The sequence below is a fragment of the Cryptosporangium japonicum genome (assembly GCF_039524755.1).
GTDB classification, from domain to species: Bacteria; Actinomycetota; Actinomycetes; order Mycobacteriales; family Cryptosporangiaceae; genus Cryptosporangium; species Cryptosporangium japonicum.
In genome coordinates this window covers 1-20808 of the sequence record NZ_BAAAGX010000036.1, presented here as the reverse complement: position 1 = coordinate 20808, position 20808 = coordinate 1, and the positions used below count along the sequence as shown (strand labels likewise).

At 75.2% G+C, this 20808-nt stretch carries 16 protein-coding genes; 2 read left to right on the top strand and 14 right to left on the bottom strand.

The features are described from left to right. Positions 1-68: 68 nt before the first annotated feature. From ABD437_RS38230 to ABD437_RS38180, 11 genes are all read right to left on the bottom strand, one after another. Positions 69-2648, bottom strand: a complete 2580-nt coding sequence (locus tag ABD437_RS38230; RefSeq protein ID WP_344653876.1) for a hypothetical protein — start codon at positions 2646-2648, stop codon at positions 69-71. Continuing rightward, positions 2645-3739, bottom strand: coding sequence for a glycosyltransferase family 4 protein (locus ABD437_RS38225; RefSeq protein WP_344653875.1), 1095 nt, complete (start codon positions 3737-3739; stop codon positions 2645-2647). The genes ABD437_RS38230 and ABD437_RS38225 overlap by 4 nt, the downstream gene beginning before the upstream one ends. Beyond that, positions 3736-5445, bottom strand: coding sequence for a murein biosynthesis integral membrane protein MurJ (gene murJ / locus ABD437_RS38220; protein ID WP_344653874.1), 1710 nt, complete (start codon positions 5443-5445; stop codon positions 3736-3738). Before murJ ends, ABD437_RS38225 begins: the two co-directional genes overlap by 4 nt. After that, on the bottom strand, positions 5442-6407 hold the full coding sequence (locus tag ABD437_RS38215; protein ID WP_344653873.1) for a hypothetical protein: 966 nt from the start codon (positions 6405-6407) through the stop codon (positions 5442-5444). Before ABD437_RS38215 ends, murJ begins: the two co-directional genes overlap by 4 nt. Positions 6408-6439: 32 nt before the next feature. Beyond that, a complete protein-coding gene (locus tag ABD437_RS38210; protein ID WP_344653872.1) occupies positions 6440-7372 on the bottom strand; it encodes a copper transporter in 933 nt (310 codons plus the stop codon). Beyond that, a complete protein-coding gene (steA, locus tag ABD437_RS38205) occupies positions 7369-8553 on the bottom strand; it encodes a putative cytokinetic ring protein SteA (protein ID WP_344653871.1) in 1185 nt (394 codons plus the stop codon). Before steA ends, ABD437_RS38210 begins: the two co-directional genes overlap by 4 nt. A 76-nt stretch (positions 8554-8629) precedes the next feature. Further along, positions 8630-9832 carry a GNAT family N-acetyltransferase gene (locus ABD437_RS38200; RefSeq protein ID WP_344653870.1) on the bottom strand — a complete coding sequence of 401 codons (1203 nt, stop codon included), beginning with the start codon at positions 9830-9832 and terminating at the stop codon, positions 8630-8632. Beyond that, positions 9829-11598 (bottom strand): DNA repair protein RecN, encoded by a 1770-nt coding sequence (gene recN, locus ABD437_RS38195; RefSeq protein WP_344653869.1) that lies wholly within the window; start codon positions 11596-11598, stop codon positions 9829-9831. The genes ABD437_RS38200 and recN overlap by 4 nt, the downstream gene beginning before the upstream one ends. A gap of 10 nt (positions 11599-11608) precedes the next feature. After that, a complete protein-coding gene (locus tag ABD437_RS38190) occupies positions 11609-12529 on the bottom strand; it encodes an NAD kinase (protein WP_344653868.1) in 921 nt (306 codons plus the stop codon). A gap of 1 nt (position 12530) precedes the next feature. Further along, the gene (locus ABD437_RS38185; protein WP_344653867.1) at positions 12531-13340 is read right to left on the bottom strand and encodes a TlyA family RNA methyltransferase; all 810 of its coding nucleotides are present in this window, start codon (positions 13338-13340) and stop codon (positions 12531-12533) included. Further along, positions 13341-13586 (bottom strand): hypothetical protein, encoded by a 246-nt coding sequence (locus ABD437_RS38180; protein ID WP_344653866.1) that lies wholly within the window; start codon positions 13584-13586, stop codon positions 13341-13343. Between the two features lie 372 nt (positions 13587-13958). On the opposite strand from ABD437_RS38180, the gene ABD437_RS43195 reads away from it, so the two are divergent. Both ABD437_RS43195 and ABD437_RS38170 read left to right on the top strand, forming a co-directional pair. Next, a complete protein-coding gene (locus ABD437_RS43195; RefSeq protein ID WP_425558340.1) occupies positions 13959-15071 on the top strand; it encodes a pentapeptide repeat-containing protein in 1113 nt (370 codons plus the stop codon). Positions 15072-15473: 402 nt separating this feature from the next. Then, positions 15474-15812, top strand: a complete 339-nt coding sequence (locus tag ABD437_RS38170; RefSeq protein ID WP_344653864.1) for an SCP2 sterol-binding domain-containing protein — start codon at positions 15474-15476, stop codon at positions 15810-15812. Positions 15813-15866: 54 nt separating this feature from the next. On the opposite strand, the gene ABD437_RS38165 is transcribed toward ABD437_RS38170, so the two are convergent. From ABD437_RS38165 to ABD437_RS38155, 3 genes are read right to left on the bottom strand one after another with little or no spacing between them, the layout of a single operon-like run. Further along, complete coding sequence (locus ABD437_RS38165; RefSeq protein ID WP_344653888.1) at positions 15867-16883, bottom strand: HAD-IIA family hydrolase; 1017 nt, start codon at positions 16881-16883, stop codon at positions 15867-15869. 5 nt (positions 16884-16888) lie between these two features. Then, a complete protein-coding gene (locus ABD437_RS38160) occupies positions 16889-17521 on the bottom strand; it encodes a tetratricopeptide repeat protein (protein ID WP_344653863.1) in 633 nt (210 codons plus the stop codon). Positions 17522-17577: 56 nt separating this feature from the next. Beyond that, positions 17578-18777 carry a tetratricopeptide repeat protein gene (locus ABD437_RS38155; protein WP_344653862.1) on the bottom strand — a complete coding sequence of 400 codons (1200 nt, stop codon included), beginning with the start codon at positions 18775-18777 and terminating at the stop codon, positions 17578-17580. Between the last annotated feature and the right edge of the window lie 2031 nt (positions 18778-20808).

The window sequence follows — 20808 nt, the reverse complement described above, 5'->3', positions numbered from 1 at the left end:
GGTGAGCAGGACCGCGACGACCGCTGCGGCCGCGCCGACCAGCCCACGGACGAGGCGGGGGTGGCGCCTCACCGCGCCACCCGTCCCCGGGGCGTTCCGCTCTCGGCCGCCCGCTCGGCGTCGCCGTCGTCGCCGGTGGCCTCGGCGCGGGCCCGGGGCACCCGGACCGGGGCCGCGTCCCCGGCGGTCTCGGCCCTGGCGCCGCCGGGCGCCGGGGCGGCCGGCGGGCCGTCGTCGGGGTCGGGCGGGGGTTCGCTCAGCGTGATGGGCGCAGGCACAACGGGGTCTCCGCCGGTCGAAGGGGGTTCGCCCGGCGACGGGCCGGATGGCGGCTCGGGGTCGGACGGGTCGGACGGGTCGTCCGGTGCCCCGCCGGAGCCCGGTCCGGGCGACGGCGGAGGTGGGGCGGGAGTCGCCGGTGGGTTCCACACCGGCAGATCGCGGCGCACCGGCCGGCGACCGGCCAGCGCGACCCGGATGGTGAGCGCGATGGCCAGCGGTACCGCCACCATCGCGGCGAACGCGGGCACCGCGACGCCGGAGTCGTTCAACGCGAACCCGAGCACCGCGGCGACGCCGAGCCCGGTGAGCCCGGCCCGCACGGCCGGGTACAGGCCCAGCACCCGGCGCAGGCGCGCGGTGGGCACCAGCAGCACGAACGTCACGAAGATCGCGACCGCCACCACCAGGATCGTGAGCTGGCTGGTGAGCAGGAGGGTGACGTTGGCCTCGGCCTTGCGCTGGATGACCGTGCCGGCCTCGCCGTCGAGCAGCTGGGCGACGAAGCGGCCCAGGTGGGAACGGTCGGCCTCCGGGCGGGCGTAGTCGGCCGCCGCGAACGCCGACACCGCGCCCAGCGCGGCCACCGCCGCACCGGCGACGACCCCGCCGGACACCCGCCGCCCGGACAGCCGCACCGCGGCGAGCAGCACGGCCGGGGTCAGCGCGAGGATGCCGCCGATGTCCGCGCCCCACCCGGGCGCGCCGACGACCAGCACCGCGGCCGCGCCGGCGACCGTGAACAGCGTCGGGCGACGCCAGCCCGGCGTGGCCTGGGCCAGGCACCCGACGCCGATCAGCACCCCGGCGGCGTAGACGCCGAACGCCAGGTTGCCGAAGCCGGTGAAGCGCCCGGCGACCAGCGGCGAGTAGCCGGGCAGCGCGTTGAGCTGGAGGTTGCTGCCGGTGAGCACGTCGGCGGCGAGCACGAGCGCGGTGCCGATCGCCACGCAGCCGATCGGGCCGGTGGGCCGCCCGCGCCAGGGACCGCCGTACGCGACGCCGGTGAGCGCCGCGACCCCGGCCAGGATCAGCGCGACGAGCACGAACAGCGGGTGGTCCGAACGCCACCACGGAACGACGTTCGCGGCGAACGCGGCCACCGGCACGGTCGCCAGCGTCAACGCCAGCACCTCGACGACCTCGATCGCCCGCGGCCACCGCACCCGCGCGGCCTTCAGCGGGGCCACGCCGGCCGCCGGGGCACCGGGTAGGAGGGTCGCGGGTGGGCCGGACTCGGCCACCACGGTGTGCCAGCGGCGGAACACCAGCCACCAGGAGATCACCAGCAGCGCGATCACCGCGACGACCATGATCGTGAAGAACGGCTGCACCAGCGGCCGCTGGGCCCCCGCGGCCCGGTCGTGGTCGGTCAGCCGGGCGACCTGGCCCGCCGGGGTGGCCGCCTGCGCACCGGCGGAGACCATCGCGACGCCGTTCATCGACGCCACCGGATCGAGGCCGAGCGCGGAGATCGCGGTGGGGGCCAGGTCCATCAGCTGGACGAACGGCGCCTTGCCGGTGGTCGGCGACGTGAGCTCGGCGCCGGGGGTGAACCCGGGGCCCACCGCGACCGCGACGTGCAGCCGGGGAACGTCGCCGGTGTCGGAGATGCCGACGACGAGCAGTACCGAGCCGGTCGGGCGGGCGGCGTCGACCTTGGCGACGATCGTGTCGGCCGCGGCGGCCACCCGGTGGCGGGTGGGCGGGCCGCTGCGGTCGGAGATCGACGGGCCCTCGACGATCGTCACCGGGCAGCGGGTGAGAAGTTCGGCCGGGTCGCCCGGCAGGATCGCGGCGTACCGGTCGATGCGGCCGCTGGGGTGCGCGGCCGCGACCGCGGCGCCCCGCCCCACCGCGGTGACGCACCGGACACCGTCGGCCAGCGCCCCGGGGCGGGTGCCCTGGCTCAGTTCGCTGTTGCGGGCGATGATGTCGGGCTGCTGCGGTAGCCGGGCCCCGGTGTCGCGGGCGGCCCCGGGCGCACCGGCGAGCGAGGGCGCGTCCAGCGGGAACTCGTCGGGGCAGGTGGCGCCGTGCCGGGGACCGCGGCCCCGGTTGCCGGCGCCGAGCGTCACCCAGCCGTCGGCGGGGCAGGTCAGCGGTCCGGCGGCACGCACCGACAGCGCACCGGCACTGCCCGCGCGCATCAGGCGCCAGAGCGCGGGCGTGCGCTGCGCGTCGACGTCGTCCCAGCGCAGCCCGGGTACGCCCACCACGACGACGTGGGCGGTGGCGGGGGTGACCGGAGCCGGCGCGGCCACCGGCAGCCCCGGCACCGCGGTCATGCCGGTGACCGCGGCGATCACCACCACCGCGCACACCACCGCGACGCGGAGCAGCAGCGTGATCGTGCGCTCACCGCTCACGAGGGCGCCTCACTGAGCACCTCCGCGCCGGAGAGCTCGGCGTAGAGGGCCGCCGCGTGGGCGGCGACCGCGGCCTCGTCGGGCCAGCCGGCGGCGATCTCCGCGCCGCGCGCGCCCAGGGCCCGCGCCGCACCGGGGTCGGCGAGCAGCGCGCTCACCGCAGCGGCCACCGCGTCGACGTTCCCGGCCGGCACCAGCCGGGCCCCGTCGCCGACCAGGCCGGGCACGCCGCCGACCGCGGTGGCCACCAATGGGCGCCCGGCCCGCAGCGCCTCCTGCGCGAACAGCTGGCGCGCCTCCCAGTCGCTGGTGACCACCGCGACGTCACAGGCCACCAGCAGGTCGGCGATGTCGGAGCGGTGACCGAGGAGCCGGACCGGCGCGTTCGTCGCCGCGATCCGGGCCCGCAACGCGGCCTCCTCCGGCCCGCTGCCGGCGACGACGACCGTGGCGCCGCCCCAGCGGACCGACGCGTCGATCAGCACGTCGAGACGTTTCTGCGGGTGCAGCCGGCCCACGGTGAGCACCAGCGGTCCGTCGACGCCCAGCGCCGCGCGCACCTCGTCCCGCGAGGTCACCGGCGGCTCGAGCGTCGGCGCGGCCACCGGCCCCGGTCGCACGTCGCGCCCGCCGAGCCGCAGCACCCGCCCGATCAGGTCGTCGGAGGCCGCGAGCGTCACGTCGGCCGAGCGCGCCACGACCCGCTCGAGCCCGCGCAGCACCGGGTTGCCCGAGAGCAGCAGGTTGTGCCAGGTGACGACGAGCGGGCGACGCCCGGCCGCGGCGGCGACGAGGCCGGCACGCAGCCCGTGGGCGTGCACCACGTCGGGGCGGTCGGCGCGCAGCCGGCGGCGCAGGGCGGCCAGCGCGGTGGCGTCCTTGCGCGGGTTCGGGCGGGCCGGGATCTCCACCGGCGAGAACCCGGCCCCGGCCGAGCGGAAGTCGAACAGCTCCTCGGTGGCGGCCGGACCGTGGACGTCGACCCGGTGCCCGGACGCGACCAGGTGCCCGGCCAGCGACCGCACGTGCCGCCCGACTCCACCCGTACTCGACGCGAGCACCAGCGCTACCCGGGGCCGTCCGCTGCTCACGCCTTCTCTCCTTCATCGACGATGGGGTCCAGCATGCCTGGTCGGTCCGACACGACGCGCCGGGGTCGGCGCAGTGGGACGCCCGTCTCGGCCCCGACCAGCCGTCCGACCGGGCGCAACACGGCCAGGAAAAGTCCGACGACGGCGATCGCGGTCACCCCGCCGGCGCCGAGCGCGGCGAGCACACCGTCCCCGGGCAGCACCGAGGCCACCCCGGCCCCGGCGGCCGCGGCGATTCCGGTCGCCGGGGCGAGCGCGGTGAACAGCCGGCCGAGGCCCCGGAACGCCCCGGTGCCCGCGGTCCGCGCGGTGAGCACGAGCAGCGCGGCACCGAGCACGGTCATGCCGATCGTGTTGCCCGCGGCGAGCGCGGCCACCCGGTGCTCGGCCGGGAGCGTGACCGCGAGCACGACGTCCGCGACCGCGGTGACCGCCCAGCCGCCGAGCACCGCGGCCGCGACCGGTCCCGGCCGCCCGGCCGCGTAGAGCGCCCGGGACAGCAGCGCGAACAGGCCGTAACCGAGCAGCCCCGGCGCGAAGAACACGATCCCGGTCGTCACCGCCGACCGGGCGGCGTCGCCGTTCGCGGCGGTGACGATCGCGGCGATCGGGCCGGCCCCGGCGATCAGCGCCGCGGTGGCCAGCGCGCAGAGCACCAGCGTGCCGTGGAGCGTCGTCCGCAGCGTGTCGCGGTAACCGTCGCGGTCGGACCCCTCCCAGGCCGACGCCAGCCGCGGGTACGCCGAGGTCGCCAGCGGCACCGCGAACACCGCCCAGGGCAGCAGGAACACCGTCTGCGCCAGGGTGAACACGACGAGCGAGCCGACCGGCGCCGACCAGCTCTCCTGGGTCAGCACGAGCGCGACCAGCAGGGCCACCTGCTGCCCGAGCACCGTGGCCACGCCGCTGCCCACCATCCGCCGCGCCTGGCCGACGACGCCGGGCGGGAACCGCAGCGTGGGGCGGATCCGCACGCCGGTGCCCCGCAGCGGCACCAGCAGGCTGAGCGAGAGCACGACGACGCCGAGCGTGGTGCCGACCGCGAGCACGAGCTGTCCGGCCGGCCCGACGTCGGACACGCTGTCGGCGCCGCCCTCCGTCCACCCGTACACCAGGTACGCGCCGATCACGGTCACGCTGGACAGCAGCGGCGCCAGCGCCGGACCGGCGAACCGGCGGTGCGCCTGCAGGACACCGGTGAGCACCACGCCGACGCCGTAGAGCACCAGCTGCGGCGCGAAGACCCGCAGCAGCAGCCGGCCGAACGCACCGTCGGCGGCGCTCGCGTCGGGGCCGAGCAACCCGGCGACGATCGGCCCGGCCGCGAGCGCGACCACCACCGCCAGCGGCACGAGCAGCAGGATCACCCAGGTGAGCAGCGCCGAGGTGATCCGGTCGACGGTGGCCCGGTCCCCCCGGTCGGCGGCGCCGGCCAGCAGCGGCACGACCACGGCGGCGAGCGCACCGCCGGCGACGATCTCGAAGACGATGTTCGGGATCGTGTTGACGGCCTGGTAGATGTTGCCGATCGAGGTGACGCCGACCGCACCGGCGAACACGAAGATCCGGCCGAAGCCGACGACCCGGGCGACGACCGTGAGCCCGGCGATCAGCCCGGCCGCGCCCAGCAGCGTCCGGGTGCGGCGCGCCCGGGGCGGCGGCGACCCGGTGTCGTCCGGGGCCGCCGCGGTGTCGGGCACGCTCACCGCTCTCCGGCGGCGTGCCCCGGCTCCCCCGTCCGGGGTGACGTTGGCGCCGCCGTGACCTCGGCCGCCGGTTCCCCAGCGGTTGGCACTCCGGCGGCAGGTTCCGGGTGGGGGGCCCGGCGCCCCCACTGATCGACCGCGTCGAGCACCGGGGTGCGCGCGATCACCGCGGTGAAACTGACCTTCTCGCTGGCGGCCATCAGCCCGATCAGCCCGGCGGCGGTCAGCGCCCGCCCGGCGCGCCCGAGCCGGGCCGCCGCGGCCACACCCAGCAACGCCCCGACGGCGTTCGCCCCGGCGTCGCCGAGCATGCTGCGCTCGCCCAGGTCGTCGGGGAGCGCGGTGAGGGCGGCCCCGGTGACCGCCGACGCGACGGTGGCCGAGCCGTTCCGCTCGCCGGCCAGCAGCGGCCCGGCGGCCAGCAGGCCCACCTTCAACGCCCGTCCCGGGCGCAGGTCGAACAGGTTGACGACGTTGGCCGCGCCCGCGACGACGGTGGCGGCCAGCGCGGTGTCGACCGCCGCGCCGAGCGGGGAGCGCGACCGGGGCAGCAGGGCGCCCGCGACGAGCGCGCTCGCGCCGACCCCGGCCACCTTCACCGCGCCCGCGCTCACCCGGCCCGCCCGGAGCGCGTTCAGGTGCCCGCGGAAGCCCTTGTCCGCGCGCTGGTCCGGCCGGGCGCCCACGACGTCGTCGTACGCGCCCACCGCGGCCGCGCCCAGGCCCGCCACGCCGGCCGCGGCCGCTACCCGGGGTGCGACCCCCGCGGTGGCGATCACGGCCGCGAGCGTGGCGCCCAGCGCCGTCGTCGGGCCTTCGGCGAGCGTCACCGGCTCGCCGCGGTGGTTCGTCCGCGCCAACGCCTCGGTGATCGACGCGGGGAGCCGCGCCGCCGCGCGCCGGAACGCGAACGTCGTCGCGGCCGCCAGTGTCGCGGTGCCGAACCTCCGTGCGGGGGGCACGCCGTCCTCCTCGTCGGGCAACTGCCGGGGAATCAGCTGCGTAGCGTCGGGATCCGCGCGCTCGCGCCGCTGCCGGTGCCGTAGTGCCCGACGCGACCGGCGAACTGCTCGGCCAGCGCCATGGCGGTGGCGACCTGCCCCTCCGCGAGCGAGACCCCGTCCACGGTCGAGATCGCCTTGGCCAGGGTACCGTCGTCGCGAACCGCGGCCACCGGGTTGCCCGCCCCCGCCGCCGTCGACCCGGCCAGTACCATCTGCCCGGCCACCGTGTCGAACTGCTTCACGATCTCGACGAACGCCTTGTTGCGGTCGGTCGCGCCGGTGCCGGTCTCCGGGGAGCCGGTGATCATCACGACGGCCGTCGCCGGGGTCGCGGTGACCTCACCGTCCATGTCGAGCACGCCCAGGCTCTCGTAGGCCTGCAGGATCTTCGTCCGGTTCGCCGGCGTGATCTTCGCCGGATCGGCCAGCAGGACGGTCGCCAGCAGCGCCGACGACGTCTCGACCCCGACACCGTTGTTGGGCAGCGTCGTCACGCTGGCCGGGGTGACGCGCGCGGCCAGGTCCTGCAGCGCGTCGTCCTTGTTGGGGTCGGTGAAGTCCTTGCGCATCCGCACCTGGCCGGTGATCTTCGCGCCGGCCGTCGTGAGCATCTTCACGACCTGGTCGCGGTCGTCGTTGTCGGCCGTCGGGCCGCTGACCAGCAGCACGGTGCGGCCGGTGAGCGTGCCGGCCAGCAGGCCCGGCGCGACCTGGCGCACGAACTCGTCCTGCGACGCGGCTCTGGTCTGGAGCTCCTCCACCTGGTCACGCAGCTGGCCGTTGCTGTTCCGGAGCCCGCTGACCTGCTCGTTGAGCTGGTTCTGCACGGTGCCGTTGAGGGCGGCCGTACCGAGCACCAGGCCCACGGCGAGCGCGAGGAAGACCGCGGTCAACGAGACCACGTGGTACCGGAAGTTGATCACGAGAACAGCCTCTGCAGCTGGAAGACCAGGTTGTCCCACTGCTCGGCGAGCAGTTGCAGTGAGGTGCGGCCGACGGTGGAGATCGCCAGCGCGGCCGCCATCGCGCACAGCCCGGAGGCGATCAGGACGAACAGCGACATCGACGACATCCGTTGCCGGTAGAGGCGGCTCACCCCCTTGGCGTCGACCAGTTTGCCGCCCACCCGCAAGCGGGTGAGGAACGTCGAGGCCATGCCGGCCCGTCCCTTGTCGAGGAACTCGACCAGCGTGGCGTGCGTGCCCACCGCGACGATGAGCGTCGCGCCCCGCTCGTCGGCCAGCAGCATCGCGATGTCCTCGCTGGTGGCCGCGGCCGGGAACACCACGGCACGGACGCCGAGCCGGTCGACGCGGGCCAGGCCGGGCGCGCGCCCGTCGGGGTAGGCGTGCACGACGACCTCCGCGCCGCAGCGCAGCACGTCGTCGGAGACCGAATCCATGTCACCGACGATGAGGTCGGGCGTGTACCCGGCCTCCACCAGCGCGTCGGCGCCGCCGTCGACGCCGATCAGCACCGGGCGGAACTCGCGGATGTACGAGCCCAGCACCTCGAGGTCTTCGCGGTAGTCGTACCCGCGCACCACGATCAGGCAGTGCCGGCCGTCGATCTGGGTGCGGATCTCCGGCACGCCGACGCCGTCGAGCAGGAGCTCGCGCTCCCGCTTCATGTACTCCATCGTGTTCGCCGCGAACGCCTCCAGCTGCACCGACAGCCCGGCTTTCGCCTCGGTCATCGCGGCGGCGACGGTCTCGGTGTCCTGACGCTGCCCGGTCGCGACGATCTCGTCGCCGAGGTAGACGTTCGCACCGTCGACGCGGACGCGCTGGCCCTCGCGCACCCGGTCGAAGATCTCCTGGCCGACCGCGTCGACGAGCGTGATGCCCGCGGCGACGATGACCTCGGGCCCCAGGTTGGGGTAGCGGCCGGAGATGCTCGGGGACGCGTTGATCACCGCCGAGACGCCGGACGCGACGAGCGCGTCACCGGCGACCCGGTCGATGTCGACGTGGTCGATGATCGCGACGTCACCCGGCTTGAGCCGCTGAGTGAGCCGCTTGGTGCGGCGGTCGAGTCGCGCCGGCCCTGCCGTGGCGGAGTCACCATCGGCAGCGCGGGGGCGTCGGAGAGTCGGGAGGCGCATCCCCTGCATCCTCTCACCGCGCGCCTACCTGATTGGCAGCGACGCGCCCTGCTGGCACGAACCACCACAAAGGGCGTTAAAAGTCGTCGAGCATCCACGGTGCGGGGCCGGCGAACAGCGCCGCCAGCCGCGCCAGCGAGGCCTCGTCGCCGTCGGCCAGGTTCGCCGACCGCAACGCGGCGGCCCCGGCGTACCCGGTGAACACCGCGGCCAGGCCACGCGGCCCGAGCTTCACCGCGCCGGTGCCGCCGGGCGTCAGCGTGCCGCGCCCCGCGGCGACCGACAGCGTCCACCGCCCGTCGTTCCACGGCGCCTGCGGATCGGTGATCTCCAGGTCGACGTCGCCGCCCAGCGGGCCGAAGCCCCGGCCGGCCACCGCGCCGGCCACGTCGACCAGGCGGAGCATCCAGGGCTCGTGCCAGGTGAACCGGCCCCGCGGCAGCCCGATCCCGCCGATCACCGGATCGGCCAGCCGCACCCGCGTGGTGCGGATCGACGTGTGCCACGAGCCCGCCGCGGCGAGCAGCGCGTCGCGGACGTCCTGCCGGTCGGCGATCAGGTCGTGCACCTCGAGGCGCGGTGCGGCGTCGGGGATCTCCTCCCGGCTCCAGCTCACGTACCCCGCGTCGGTGCCCTCGACCGACGCGATCACCACGCCGTCGGGTTCGGCGAGCTTCGCCGGGGCGAACAGCGGACCGGTGCGGGTGAGCGGGCCCACGGCGCCGCGCGCGGCCGCGGTGTAGAGCGCGTGGACGGCCGCCAGGTCGGCGTCGGAGGGCTGGGCGCGGTCGAGCGCGCGCAGTGCGACGTCGGCCGTGGGCTTCACGCCGGCCGGGCCGGCCGCCCCCGCGGTCGCCAGCAGCGCGGCCGGTAGCTCGATGACCGCGAGCTGACCGGCGACCTCCCACCCGAACGACCGGTACGCGGGCGGGATCGACGGGTAGAGCGTGCTCACCGGCTGCCCGTCGCCGTGCATCTGCTCGATCGCCCTGGTCAGCAACCCGCGGGCCACCCCGCGCCGGCGTGCGTGCGCCGCGACCGCCACCGCCGAGATGCCGCCCATCGGCAACTCGCGCCCGGCGAACCACTGCCCGTACGGCCGGATCGACGTGACGCCCAGCAGGTCGCGCCCGTCGACGGCGGCGAACACCACGTCACGCGCGGTGCTCTCGCGGTACTTGTCGGCCCGGTCGGGGCCGCCGAACGCGTTACGCAGCAGGTGCGCGCCGGCCGTGGTGAGCGCCTCGTCGTCAGGCGTCAACCGAACGATCTCCGTCATGCGGCGGCGTCCTTCTCGGCCTTCGCGACGGCGAGGAGCTCCTCGGCGTGCGCGGTCGCGAGATCGCTGTCGTCCAGACCGGCCAGCATCCGGGCCAGTTCCCGGGGCCGCTCGTCGGCCGTCAGCGACTGCAGACCGCTGGTCGTGACCGACCCGTCGGAGTCCTTCACGACGACCACGTGGTGATCGGCGAACGCGGCGACCTGCGGCAGGTGGGTGACGACGAGCACCTGGTGGGTGCGCGCCAGCCGGGCCAGCCGCTTGCCGATCTCCACCGCGGCCCGGCCACCGACACCGGCGTCCACTTCGTCGAACACCATCGTCGGCGGGCCACCGGCCCCGGCGAAGACGACCTCGATCGCGAGCATCACGCGGGACAGCTCACCACCGGAGGCACCCCGGTGCAAAGCCAATTCCGGCGCGCCCGGGTGCGAGGCCAGGCGCAGCTCGACCTCGTCGACACCGTCACCGGTCACCGCGAGCCGCCGACCGTCGATCACGACCGACTGGGCGCCCTCGGCGACCTCCTTCTGGGAGACCGCCGCGATGACCCGCGCGTGCGGCATCGCCAACCCGGTGAGCTCGGCCGTGACCTGCTCACCGAAGCGGGTGGCGGCGGCTTGCCGGGCCCGGCTCAGCGCCGCGGCCGTCGTGGCCAGCTCGGCGGCCAGCTCGTCGCGGCGGGCCCGCAGCGCGTCCAGCGCCTCCTCCGACGTGTCGAGGTCGGCGAGCTTCCCGGCGGCCTGCTCGGCCCAGGCCAGGACGCCGTCGATCGAGTCGGCGTACTTGCGGGTGAGCGCGGCCAGCTGGGCGCGCCGCTCGTGCACCGCCGCCAGCCGCGCCGGGTCGGCGTCCAGGTTCTCGGTGTAGGACGCCAGCTCGGTGCCCAGCTCGCCGCAGAGCGCGGCCAGCTCGTCGGCGCGGCGGGCGGCGTCGGCGAGCACCGCGTCGTGACCGGCCACAGCGGACAGCGACCGCCGCACGACGCCGAGCAGCGCCGCGACGTCGGCCGACTCCAGGTCGGCGGTGGGGTCGCCGGCCAGCGCCTGGTGCGCGGTGTAGGCCGCGATGCGCAGCTCCTCGGCGTGCTCGAGGCGCCGCGACTCGGCCTTCAGCTCCTCGTCCTCGCCCGGCAGCGGGTTGACCGCCTCGATCTCCGACAGGCCGAACCGCAGCGCGTCGGCCTCCTGCGCGCGCTCGTGGGCCCGGGTGGTGCGGTCGGCCAGCTCGGTGACGGCCTGCCGCCACGCCTGGTGCTGCTGCTTACAGGTCTCCCGGAGGTGCGCGACCTCCTCGCCCGCGTACCGGTCGAGCGCGCCGCGCTGCTCGGCCGCCGAGAGCAGCCGCAGCTGATCGGACTGACCGTGCACCGCGAGCATCTGCTCGGCCAGTTCGCCGAGCAGGCTCACCGGAACCGTGCGGCCACCGACGTGGGCCCGCGACCGCCCCTCCGCGGCGACACTGCGCGCGAGCAGCAGCGTGCCGTCCTCGTCGGGCGCGGCGCCGGCCTCGGCCACCCGGTCCAGCACGAGTTTCTGCGCCGGGTCGTCGGGCTCGAACCGCAGCCGGCCCTCCACCAGCGCCCGGCCGGTGCCGCGACGCACCCGCCCGGCGTCGGCCCGGCCGCCGAACAGCAGGCCGAGACCGGCCACGACCATCGTCTTGCCGGCACCGGTCTCCCCGGTGACGACGGTGAATCCGTCCACGAGCTCCAGCGTCGCGTCTTCGATGACGCCCAGTCCGGTGATTCGGATTTCCTCCAGCACGCCGCTGAGGCTACCCAGCCCCACCGACAGCCCGCTCGTTGCGGGCCGCCTCCGCGTCGCCGCGCCACCCCTGGACCGGCAGTCCGAATTTCGCCACGAGACGATCGGTGAACGGCCGCGGGCTCATCCGCACCACGCGGACCGGGTCGCTCCCCCGGCGGATCACCGCCCGGCTGCCCGGCGGCATCGCCACCACCCGCTGCCCGTCGCACGAGACCACCGCCGGCACGCCCTCGGCCAGTACCTCGATCATGATCGTCGAGGTCGGAGCGGTGACGAGTGGGCGGGCGAAGAGCGCGTGGGCGCTGATCGGCACGACCAGCATCGCCTCCACGTCCGGCCACACCACCGGGCCACCGGCGGAGAACGCGTAGGCCGTGGAGCCGGTCGGCGTCGCGCAGACCACGCCGTCGCACCCCCACCGCGACAACGGCCGCCCGTCGATCGACACCATCACTTCGAGCATCCGCTCGCGCATGGCTTTCTCCACCGACGCCTCGTTGAGCGCCCAGCCGTGCGCGGTGGTGCCGTCCGGTCGGCCGACGGTCAGCTCCAGCGTCATCCGCTCGTCGACGACGTAGTCACCCTCGACGACCCGCCGCACGGTCTCGTCGAGGTGCTCGGCCTCGGTCTCGGCCAGGAACCCGACCCGGCCCAGGTTGACGCCCAGCAGCGCGGCGCCGGACGGGCGGGCGAGCGCGGCGCCACGCAGCACGGTGCCGTCACCGCCGAGCGCGAACACGATCTCCGCGCCCACCGCGGCCTTCTCGTCCGGCCGGACGACCTGGGCGTCGATGTTCAGGTCGGGCGCCTCGTCGGTGAGCACCCGCAGGCCGAACCCGGCGGCGGAGAGCTGTGCCGCCACTCTGCGGGCGTGCACGACGTTGAGCGCTCGGCCGGCGTGGGTGACGATCAGTGCCTGCCGACTCATCTCAGCTAGCTCTCCCTGGCTCTGGTGCTTGTTCGACCGCTGTCCTGACCGCCTCGGGGTCGACCGCCGGAGCGTCCCGCCGCAGCCAGAGGAAAAACTCGACGTTCCCGGACGGCCCGGGAAGGGGGCTGGCCACTACCCCGGCCACTCCCAGGCCCATCGTCGCAGCCTGGTTCGCGACCCCGAGCACCGCCTCGACACGCAGGTTCTTGTCCCGGACCACGCCCCCCGCGCCCAGCCGGTCCTTGCCCACCTCGAACTGTGGTTTCACCATCGGCAACAGGTCGCCGTCGGGGGCGGTGCAGCTCGCGAGCGCCGGGAGCACCAGGCCGAGCGAGATGAAGCTCAGGTCCGCCACCGTGACGTCGCACGGACCACCGATGGTGTCCGGGTCGAGCGTCCGGACGTTCGTCCGGTCGATCACCGTCACGCGGTCGTCGGTCTGCAGAGACCACGCCAACTGCCCGTAACCCACATCCACGGCGACGACGTGCGCCGCGTCCGCGCGCAGCAGCACATCGGTGAACCCGCCGGTGGAGGCGCCGGCGTCGAGGCAGCGCCGGCCCTTGATCCCGACGTGGAACGCCTCGAGCGCGCCCGCCAGCTTGTGGCCGCCGCGGGACACGTACTTCGGGCCGGTGTCCTCGGTCACGGTCACCGCGGACGCCGGGTCGACGGCGGTCGCCGCTTTGGCCGCGACCCGCCCGTCGACCTTCACCGCACCGGCCGCGATGAGGTTCGCGGCGTCCTCGCGGGAACGCGCGAGCCCCCGGCGGACGAGTTCGGCGTCCAGACGTGTACGGCGGGCCACTCAGCTCCCGTCGACCGCGGCGAGCGTGTCCTGCAACGTCCGGTGCACGGCCTCGAACGCGGCGACGTGCTCGGCCACCGGACGCTCGTCGAGGTCGTCGAGCCCGGTGAGGACCGCCGCCACCTGGGCTTCCGCCGCCTCGGTGTCGACCGGGGCGGCGTCGCTCGGCGGAGCGGGTTTCGGGGTGGGCGGACCGGGCTTCGGCGCGGAGGCGCCGAAGCCGCGGTGGTCCGGTTCGGACGTCACGAGTCCGCGGAGCCGCCGGCCGGCGCGGCGTCGTCGGAGGGGCCGGTGTTGTTCGCGGGCGCGTTGTTCGTCGGGGCGTTGTTGGCGGCCGTGGTGCTCGGCGTGGTCTTCGCCGGGGTGGACTTCGCGGCGGTGGACTTCGCGGCGGTGGACTTCGCGGCGGTGCCGTTCGGGGTCGTCTTAGCCGGGGTGGTCTTCGCCGGGGTGGACTTCGCCGCGGTGGTCTTGGCGGGGGTCGTCTTCGCCGCGGTGGCCTTGGCGGCCGTCGACTTGGCGGCCGTGGTCTTCGCCGGGGTGGTCTTCGCGGCCGTCGACTTCGCGCCCGCGGCCTTGGCGGCCTTCGTCGCCGGGGCCGTCTTGGCCGAGGTGGTGATGGCCGGCGGGATCGTGGCCGGGGTCGCTTCCACCGAGCCGGTGCCGGTCGCGGCGGAGTCCGCCGGTGCCGACGCGAACGCCGGCTTGGCGGGCGCGGTCTTCGCGGGGGTGGTCTTCGCGGGGGTGGTCTTCGCCGGGGTCGTCTTCGCCGGGGTCGTCTTCGCCGCGGTCGTCTTCGCCGCGGTCGACTTGGCGGGCGTGGTCTTCGCCGCCGTGGTCTTGGCGGGCGCCGACTTCGCCGCCGTCGACTTCGCGGGCGCGGTCTTCGCGGGCGCCGACTTCGCGGGCGCCGACTTGGCCGCCTTGGTCGCCGGTGCCGTCTTGGCCGGGGTGGTCGTGGCCGGCGCCGTCGTCGCCGGAGTCACGGCCCCCGCCTCCGCCGGACCGCCCGCCGCGGGCGTGGTCGCCGCCGTGGTCGTCGCCGTGGCCGGCGTCGTGGTCGGCGTCGTGGTCGGCGTCGTGGCCGGAGTCGCCTTCACGGGCGCGGTCTTCGCCGGCGTCGTCTTCGCCGGAGCGGGCGCCGCCTTCGCCGCGGTGGTCTTCGCCGCGGTCGCCTTGGCCGGCGTCTCCTTGGCCGGAGCCTTCACCGGCGCGGCCTTCGCGCTCGTCACCGGCGCCGCCTTGGCCGCACTCTTCGCCGGCGTGGTCTTCGCCGGGGCCGGCGCCGCCTTCACCGCACTGGCCAGCGCGTCACCCTGCGTCCCCGACGTCGACTCCGACGCCGGCGTGGCCTTCGCCGCCGCGGCCTTGGCCACCGACGGCGTCACCGCCGTGGCCGCCCTCGGCACCGGAGCCACCTTCTTCGCCGCCACCTTCTTGGTCGCGACCTTCTTGGCGGCCACCTTGGCCGGCCCCTTCGCGGCCTTTCCACCCGCCGCGGCGTCGGCCAGCGGGTCACCCTGCGGCCCACCGGCCGACGTACCCGCCCCGCCCTGCGCGGCCTTCAGCGCGGCCTCGAGCTCCTTGATGCGCGCGGTCAGCTGGCCGACCTCATCGGCCGTGGCCAAGCCGACGCGGTTCAGCGACTTCTCGATCTCCGCCCGAACCAGGTTCGTCAGCGCCTCGCGGTTCTCGAGGCTGGTCTTGAGAAGGTCCTCGGTGAGCGCCTGAACCTGCTCGACCGTGGCGCCACCGCTCTTGGCGAGCTTCTTCGCGGCTGCCTTGGCCTGCTTCTTCGGCACGTCGGCCAGCCCGGTCGCGAGGGCGAGATACGTCTTGAGTGCTTCCTGCATGGGGTAGACACCTTCCGCTGCGCCGCGTTGGCCCACGCGGCCGAGTCACCTCACGCTACCCGTTGGTCCCAGTTCCCAGCACACCGCCGGTGACGACGGCCCGGTGGCAGCACACAGATTCGCACGTCGAAGCGGTGCTGATCGCCCACATCGGCCGGACACGCCGACGGCCCGTCTCCGCCGCCCGGACACGCAGCGCGACCGACGGCGCCGGCCTGGATCACCCGAGGTACCGTCCGACCCGGGTGGACAGCCCGAACCGATCAAGCGGAAGGAACCCATGGCGACGCTGGAGGAGTGCCGCAAAGCGCTGCAGGACGTGGCCGACCGGATCGCCTCGGGCGACACCGGCGACCGTCGGCCGCCGAAACTCGACCGCTCGCTGGCGTGCCGGATCACCGACCTCGGCACCGGGTTCCACGGTCGCCTCGCCGGTGGCACGATCCAGAACCTCGCCGACGGCGACGACCCCAAGGCGCAGATCGCGTTGACCCTCTCCAGCGACGACCTGGTCGCGCTCAGCCGGGGCGAGCTCGATTTCGCGAAGGCCTGGGTCAGCGGCCGGATCAAGGTCCAGGCCGGCATCAAGGACATGCTCCAGGTCCGCAAACTGCTCTAGCCCTCCGACGACGTCGAGCCGGGCAGATGCCCGGCTCGACTGTCGTTCGCGTGGTCAGAGGCCGAGCGAGTCCAGCGCCTCGCGCGCCGCCGCTCCGTCCGCGCGCACCGCGGACGGCCCCGCCCAGGAGTCGTCGTCCGCTCCCGGCAGCGCCCACGCGGCCGCGGCCAGCGCCCGGAGCGCGTCCAGCGACGAGCCGGCGCCCGCGAGCACCAGGCCGGAGCCGTCGGCCGTGACGTCCCATCCGGTCGGCACCGCGGGATGCGGCTCGGTGAGCCCGCTGAGCAGGTCGGCGGCCACGTACGTCGGCCGCTCCCCGGGCCCGGCGGCGAGCAGGTCGGACGCGTCCGTCACACCGGTCAGGACCAGCAGCGAGTCCGCGCCGCCGTTGACCGCGCCGGCGATGTCGGTGTCGAGCCGGTCCCCCACGACCAGCGGCCGGTCGGCCCCGATCCGTCGCACCGACTCCTGGTGCAACCGCGGATGCGGCTTGCCCACGATCACGTCCGGTTCCCGCCGGAGCGCGGTCGTGAGCACGGCCACCAGCGACCCGTTCCCGGGCAGCGGACCCCGCGTCGACGGGATCGTGTAGTCGCGGTTCGTGGCCACCCAGCGGGCCCCGGCACGCAGCGCCACCGCGGCCTCGGCCAGTTGCTCCCAGCCGACCTCCTTGGCGAACCCCTGCACCACCGCGGCCGGCTTCTCGTCCGCCGAGCGCACCGGTCGCAGGCCGACGTCGGCGACCTCGTCCGCGAGCCCCTGCGCCCCGACGATCAGCACCGACGCACCGGCCGGCAACTCCTCGGCCAGCAGCGCCGCCGACGCCTGCGCCGCGGTCACCACCTCGTCCTCGGACGCCTTCACGCCGACCCGCCCCAGCAACGCGACCACGGTCGGCGCCCGGCGCGACGCGTTGTTCGTCACGAACCCGATGCGCATCCCCGCTGCCCGCGCCGCCGCGACTCCCTCCGGCGCCTGCGGGATCGGGTCTTCCTGCAGGTAGAGCACGCCGTCCAGATCGAACAGCGCCGCGTCGTAGAGCGCGCTCAGCGGCTGGTCGGTGCCCCGCAGCCCGCTCACCGCACCTCCCCGTTCGGCGCGTCCCCGTCGGTCGCGTCCCCGTCGGTCGCGTTCCCGTCCGGCGCATCGCTCGTCGGGGCGTCGGTCTTCGGCGCGTCGTCGTCCGGTGCCCCGTCGCTGCGCTCGATGCCGCGCAGCAGTTCCTCGATCTCGGCCGGCACGTTCACCGTCGACCCGCGCGTGGGCCGCCGCTCCTCGACCGGTGCGCCAGCGGTCGCCGGTCCCCCGACCGGGTCCACGAAGTTCTGCGCCCGCGCGTTGCGCAACGCGGTGGCGTAGTGGTGGTCGTGCGGCTTCATCGCGACCGCCAGCGACAGGTGCTCCACGGCCACCTTGGGGTCGCCGGTGCGCAGCGCCGCCAGCCCCAACCCGAACTGCGCGTAGTCGTCCGACGGGTGGTCGGCCACGATCTGCGCGAACAGTTCGCGGGCCTCCTCGTACTGCTCGGAGTCGAACAGGGCCCGCGCCAGCGACTCGCGCGCCGACCGCGATCCCGGGTCCGCGGCGAGTGCCCGCTGCAACAACTGGGCGGCCGCCGCGGCGTTGCCCTGGCGCAGCAACTCCTCCCCCCGACGGAACCAGTCGTAGGCCTCCCCGGTCGGCGAGCCCGGCTCCGGCGTCTCAGTCATGCGTCAGCCTCCGAAGTACGCGTCGTGTGCAACGCCGGCGTTCCGCCGGCGGCGGGCTACCCCGCGGTACGTCCCCCGCCGTCGTGGTCCTCTTCGTTCTCCCCCGACGCCACGCGGCGAACCACCGCAGGTTGCGAAGATTCCGCCGGCGCCGTCCCGGCGGACCCGGTCGGGCCACGGCTGCCCGCACCGTGCGGATCGGCCTCGGACCCGGCCGTACCCGCCTCCGGCGCGGCGGCGTCGTCCCGCTCGTTCAGGGCGTCACCGTGCTCCGCCCCGTCACGAGCCGCGATCTGCTCATCGGTGGGGCGGTCGGCCACGTCCTCGTCGTCGTCCCAGTCGTCCTCTTCGCCGACATCGTCGCTGGCGTCGTCACTCGCGTCGTCGCTGATGTCGCGGTCGTGCGCGTCGGCGTCCTCGTCGTGGGCGTCCTCGTCGTGGGCGTCCTCGTCGAGGGAGTCGGTGGCGTCGTCGGAGTTCTCGGAGTCGTCGTCCTCGTCGAACGGTTCGACCGCGTCACGTACGTCGTCGGCGTCGTTCTCGGTGCCCTCTTCGGTGAAGAGGAACCCGTCGAGGTCGAGCACGCGCTCGTCGGCGTCGGTGACACCCTCGGGGTCCACGTCGGCGGCCTGCACGAACCATTCCCGCGCCACGTCGGCCCGCCCATCGGCGAGCAACAGCTCGGCGTACGCGTACCGCAGTCGCGCGAGCCAGTCCGACGCCCGCTGCGCACGCAACTCGGGCACGTCGAGCGTCGCCAGCGCACCCTCGAGGTCACCCAGGTCCTGCCGCGCCCCGGCCGCCACGATCATCAGCTCGACCCGCGTCTCGGTGTCCAGCCGCGCCGCCTCCGGACTGGCCGCGAGCTCGATCGCCTTCTCCGGCCGTCCGAGCGCCCGCTCCGAGTCCGCGATCACCGCGAGGTGCGCGTCCGAGCCGGTGAAGCGCCGCCACGCACGCAGCTCGGAGATCGCCAGCTTCCATTCCCCGCTGTGGTAGGCCGCGATCCCCACGGCTTCCCGCACGGACGCGATCCGCGCCGCCTGCTGACGGGCCGCCTGAGCGTGCTCCAGCGCCAGGGCCGGGTCGGTGTCGAGGAACCGCCCGGCGGCCACGAGGTGGCGCGCCACGGTGTCCGCGGCGCCCTTGGGCAGCGCACGCAACTCCGCGCGGACCTCGCGGTCCAGGTCACGCACCTCGATGTCCGCGGGAATGTCCGGACCCGGCGGGCGCACCCGCCCCGTGGCCCCGACCACGATCGGCCCGCTCGACCCCGGCCGCGTCGAGCGAGGCGCCCCGCCCCGCCCATCCGGCCGCCCGGAACGACCAGGCCGCCCGGAACGCTCCCGGTCCCCGTAGGAACCCCGGTCGTCCCGCGCCGGCCGATCCCCGTAGGAACCCCGATCACCGCGCGAGCCCCGGTCGTACGACCCTCGATCTCGCTGCGAGCTGGTGCCGTCGTAGCCGCCCCGGCCACCACGGTCCCCGCCCGAACGGTCTCCCCCAGCACGGTCCCCGTACGGCGCACGATCTCCACGCGCCGCCCGATCACCGTAAGCCGGCCGATCTCCACGCCCCGCCCGATCACCGTAGGCGGGCCGGTCACCACGCGTCGGCCGATCGCCGTAAGCGGGCCGGTCACCACGCGGCGGGCGATCACCGAAGGAACGCTCACCTCCACCGGGCCGGTCACCACGTGAGGCCCGATCCCCGAACGAACGATCCCCCGAGGGACGGCCACCGCGGGGCCGGTCACCTCCACGCTGCTCGCCGTACGACCGATCGCCGCGAGCAGGCCGCCCGTCACCACGGTCCGAACCACCCGAGCGGGCCCCATCGGAACCCCGGTCGCCGTAGGAGGGGCGCTCGCTGCGGGACGAGCGGTCCCCGGAAGACGACTGGCCATCCCGGTTCGGCCGGTCACCGAACGAACGCCGGTCCCCGTCCCCGCGAGAGGGCCGGTCGCCGTACGAGCTACGCGCACCATCCCCACGAGCGGAGCGGTCACCGTAAGACCCACGGTCACCCTCTCCGCGGGACGAGCGGTCACCGTACGAGCCGCGGCCACCGTCGCCGCGGGACGAACCCTCGCCGTAGGAGCCACGGCCGCCGGAGGAGCCCCGGTCCCCGTCGCCCCGGAAGGGCCGGTCGCCGTAACCGCGGCCGCGAGAGTCCCGGTCACCGGAGGAACCCCGGGCACCATCTCCGCGAGAAGCACCGCCATACGCGCGGGTGCCGTCGCTGCGAGAGGGCCGGTCGCCGGAAGAGCCCCGAGTGTTGTCACGGGACGAGCGGTCGCCGTACGAACCGCGATCCCCCGGGCCGCGCGAAGGCCCGTCACCGTACGAGCCACGCGAGCGGTCACCACTCGAGGAGCGGTCGCCATAGCTCCGCGAACGGTCCCCGGAGGAGCCGCGGTCACCCGAGGAGCCACGGTCACCGTAGGAGCCGCGATCGCCACGGGAACCGCGGTCGCTGTAGGAGTTGCGGTCGGTGTACGAGCTGCGATCGCCGCGCGAATTGCGTTCGCCCCCGGAGCTGCGTTCGCCGTGCGAGTTGCGGTCGCCGTACGAATTGCGGTCGCCGTGCGACTTGCGGTCGCCGTACGAACTGCGGTCGCCGCGCGAAGTGCGGTCGCCGCCAGAGCTGCGGTCGCCGTGCGAGTCGCGGGAGCCCCGCTCGGGGGACGAGTTGCGGTCGCGGTAGGAGTTGCGGTCGCCGGCGGAGCCGCGGGTGTTCTCGGAGCGGGGGCCGCGGTCGTCGCCGTCGCGGAAGGGGCGGCGCTCGCTGCCGCCGCGCGTTCCGTCGTGGGGGCGGGCACCACGGGTGAAGCTGGCCCCCTGGGGGCGAGGAGACCTCGCCCCGCCACCGCTGCTGTGACCACCGGGCCGACCACCACGAGCCGGCCGGCCTTCGCCGCCGGAGTTGCCGTCGCGCCGGAAGCCGCCCCGGTCACCTCGGGCGTCCCCGGAACGCGGACCGGAGCGCCGTTCGCCGCGTGGCGCGCCATCACGTGCGCCCGCGCGATCACCGCGCCGGTCGTCCCCGCGCGCGTCCCCGCGTCCGTACCTACCTGCGTCGGCCACTCCGCACCTCCGGTCAACAACGTACTGGGCATGGCCGACAGACCGACACGGGCCCACATAGCAGTAACGCCGTCATCGACCCCGTGACCCCGAAGAAACCGGGTGATCACCAGGGGCCGATAACGGCGTTACCGACAAGAAAAGTCCGGCGGCGTCCTACTCTCCCACACCATCACCAGTGCAGTACCATCGGCGCTGAGG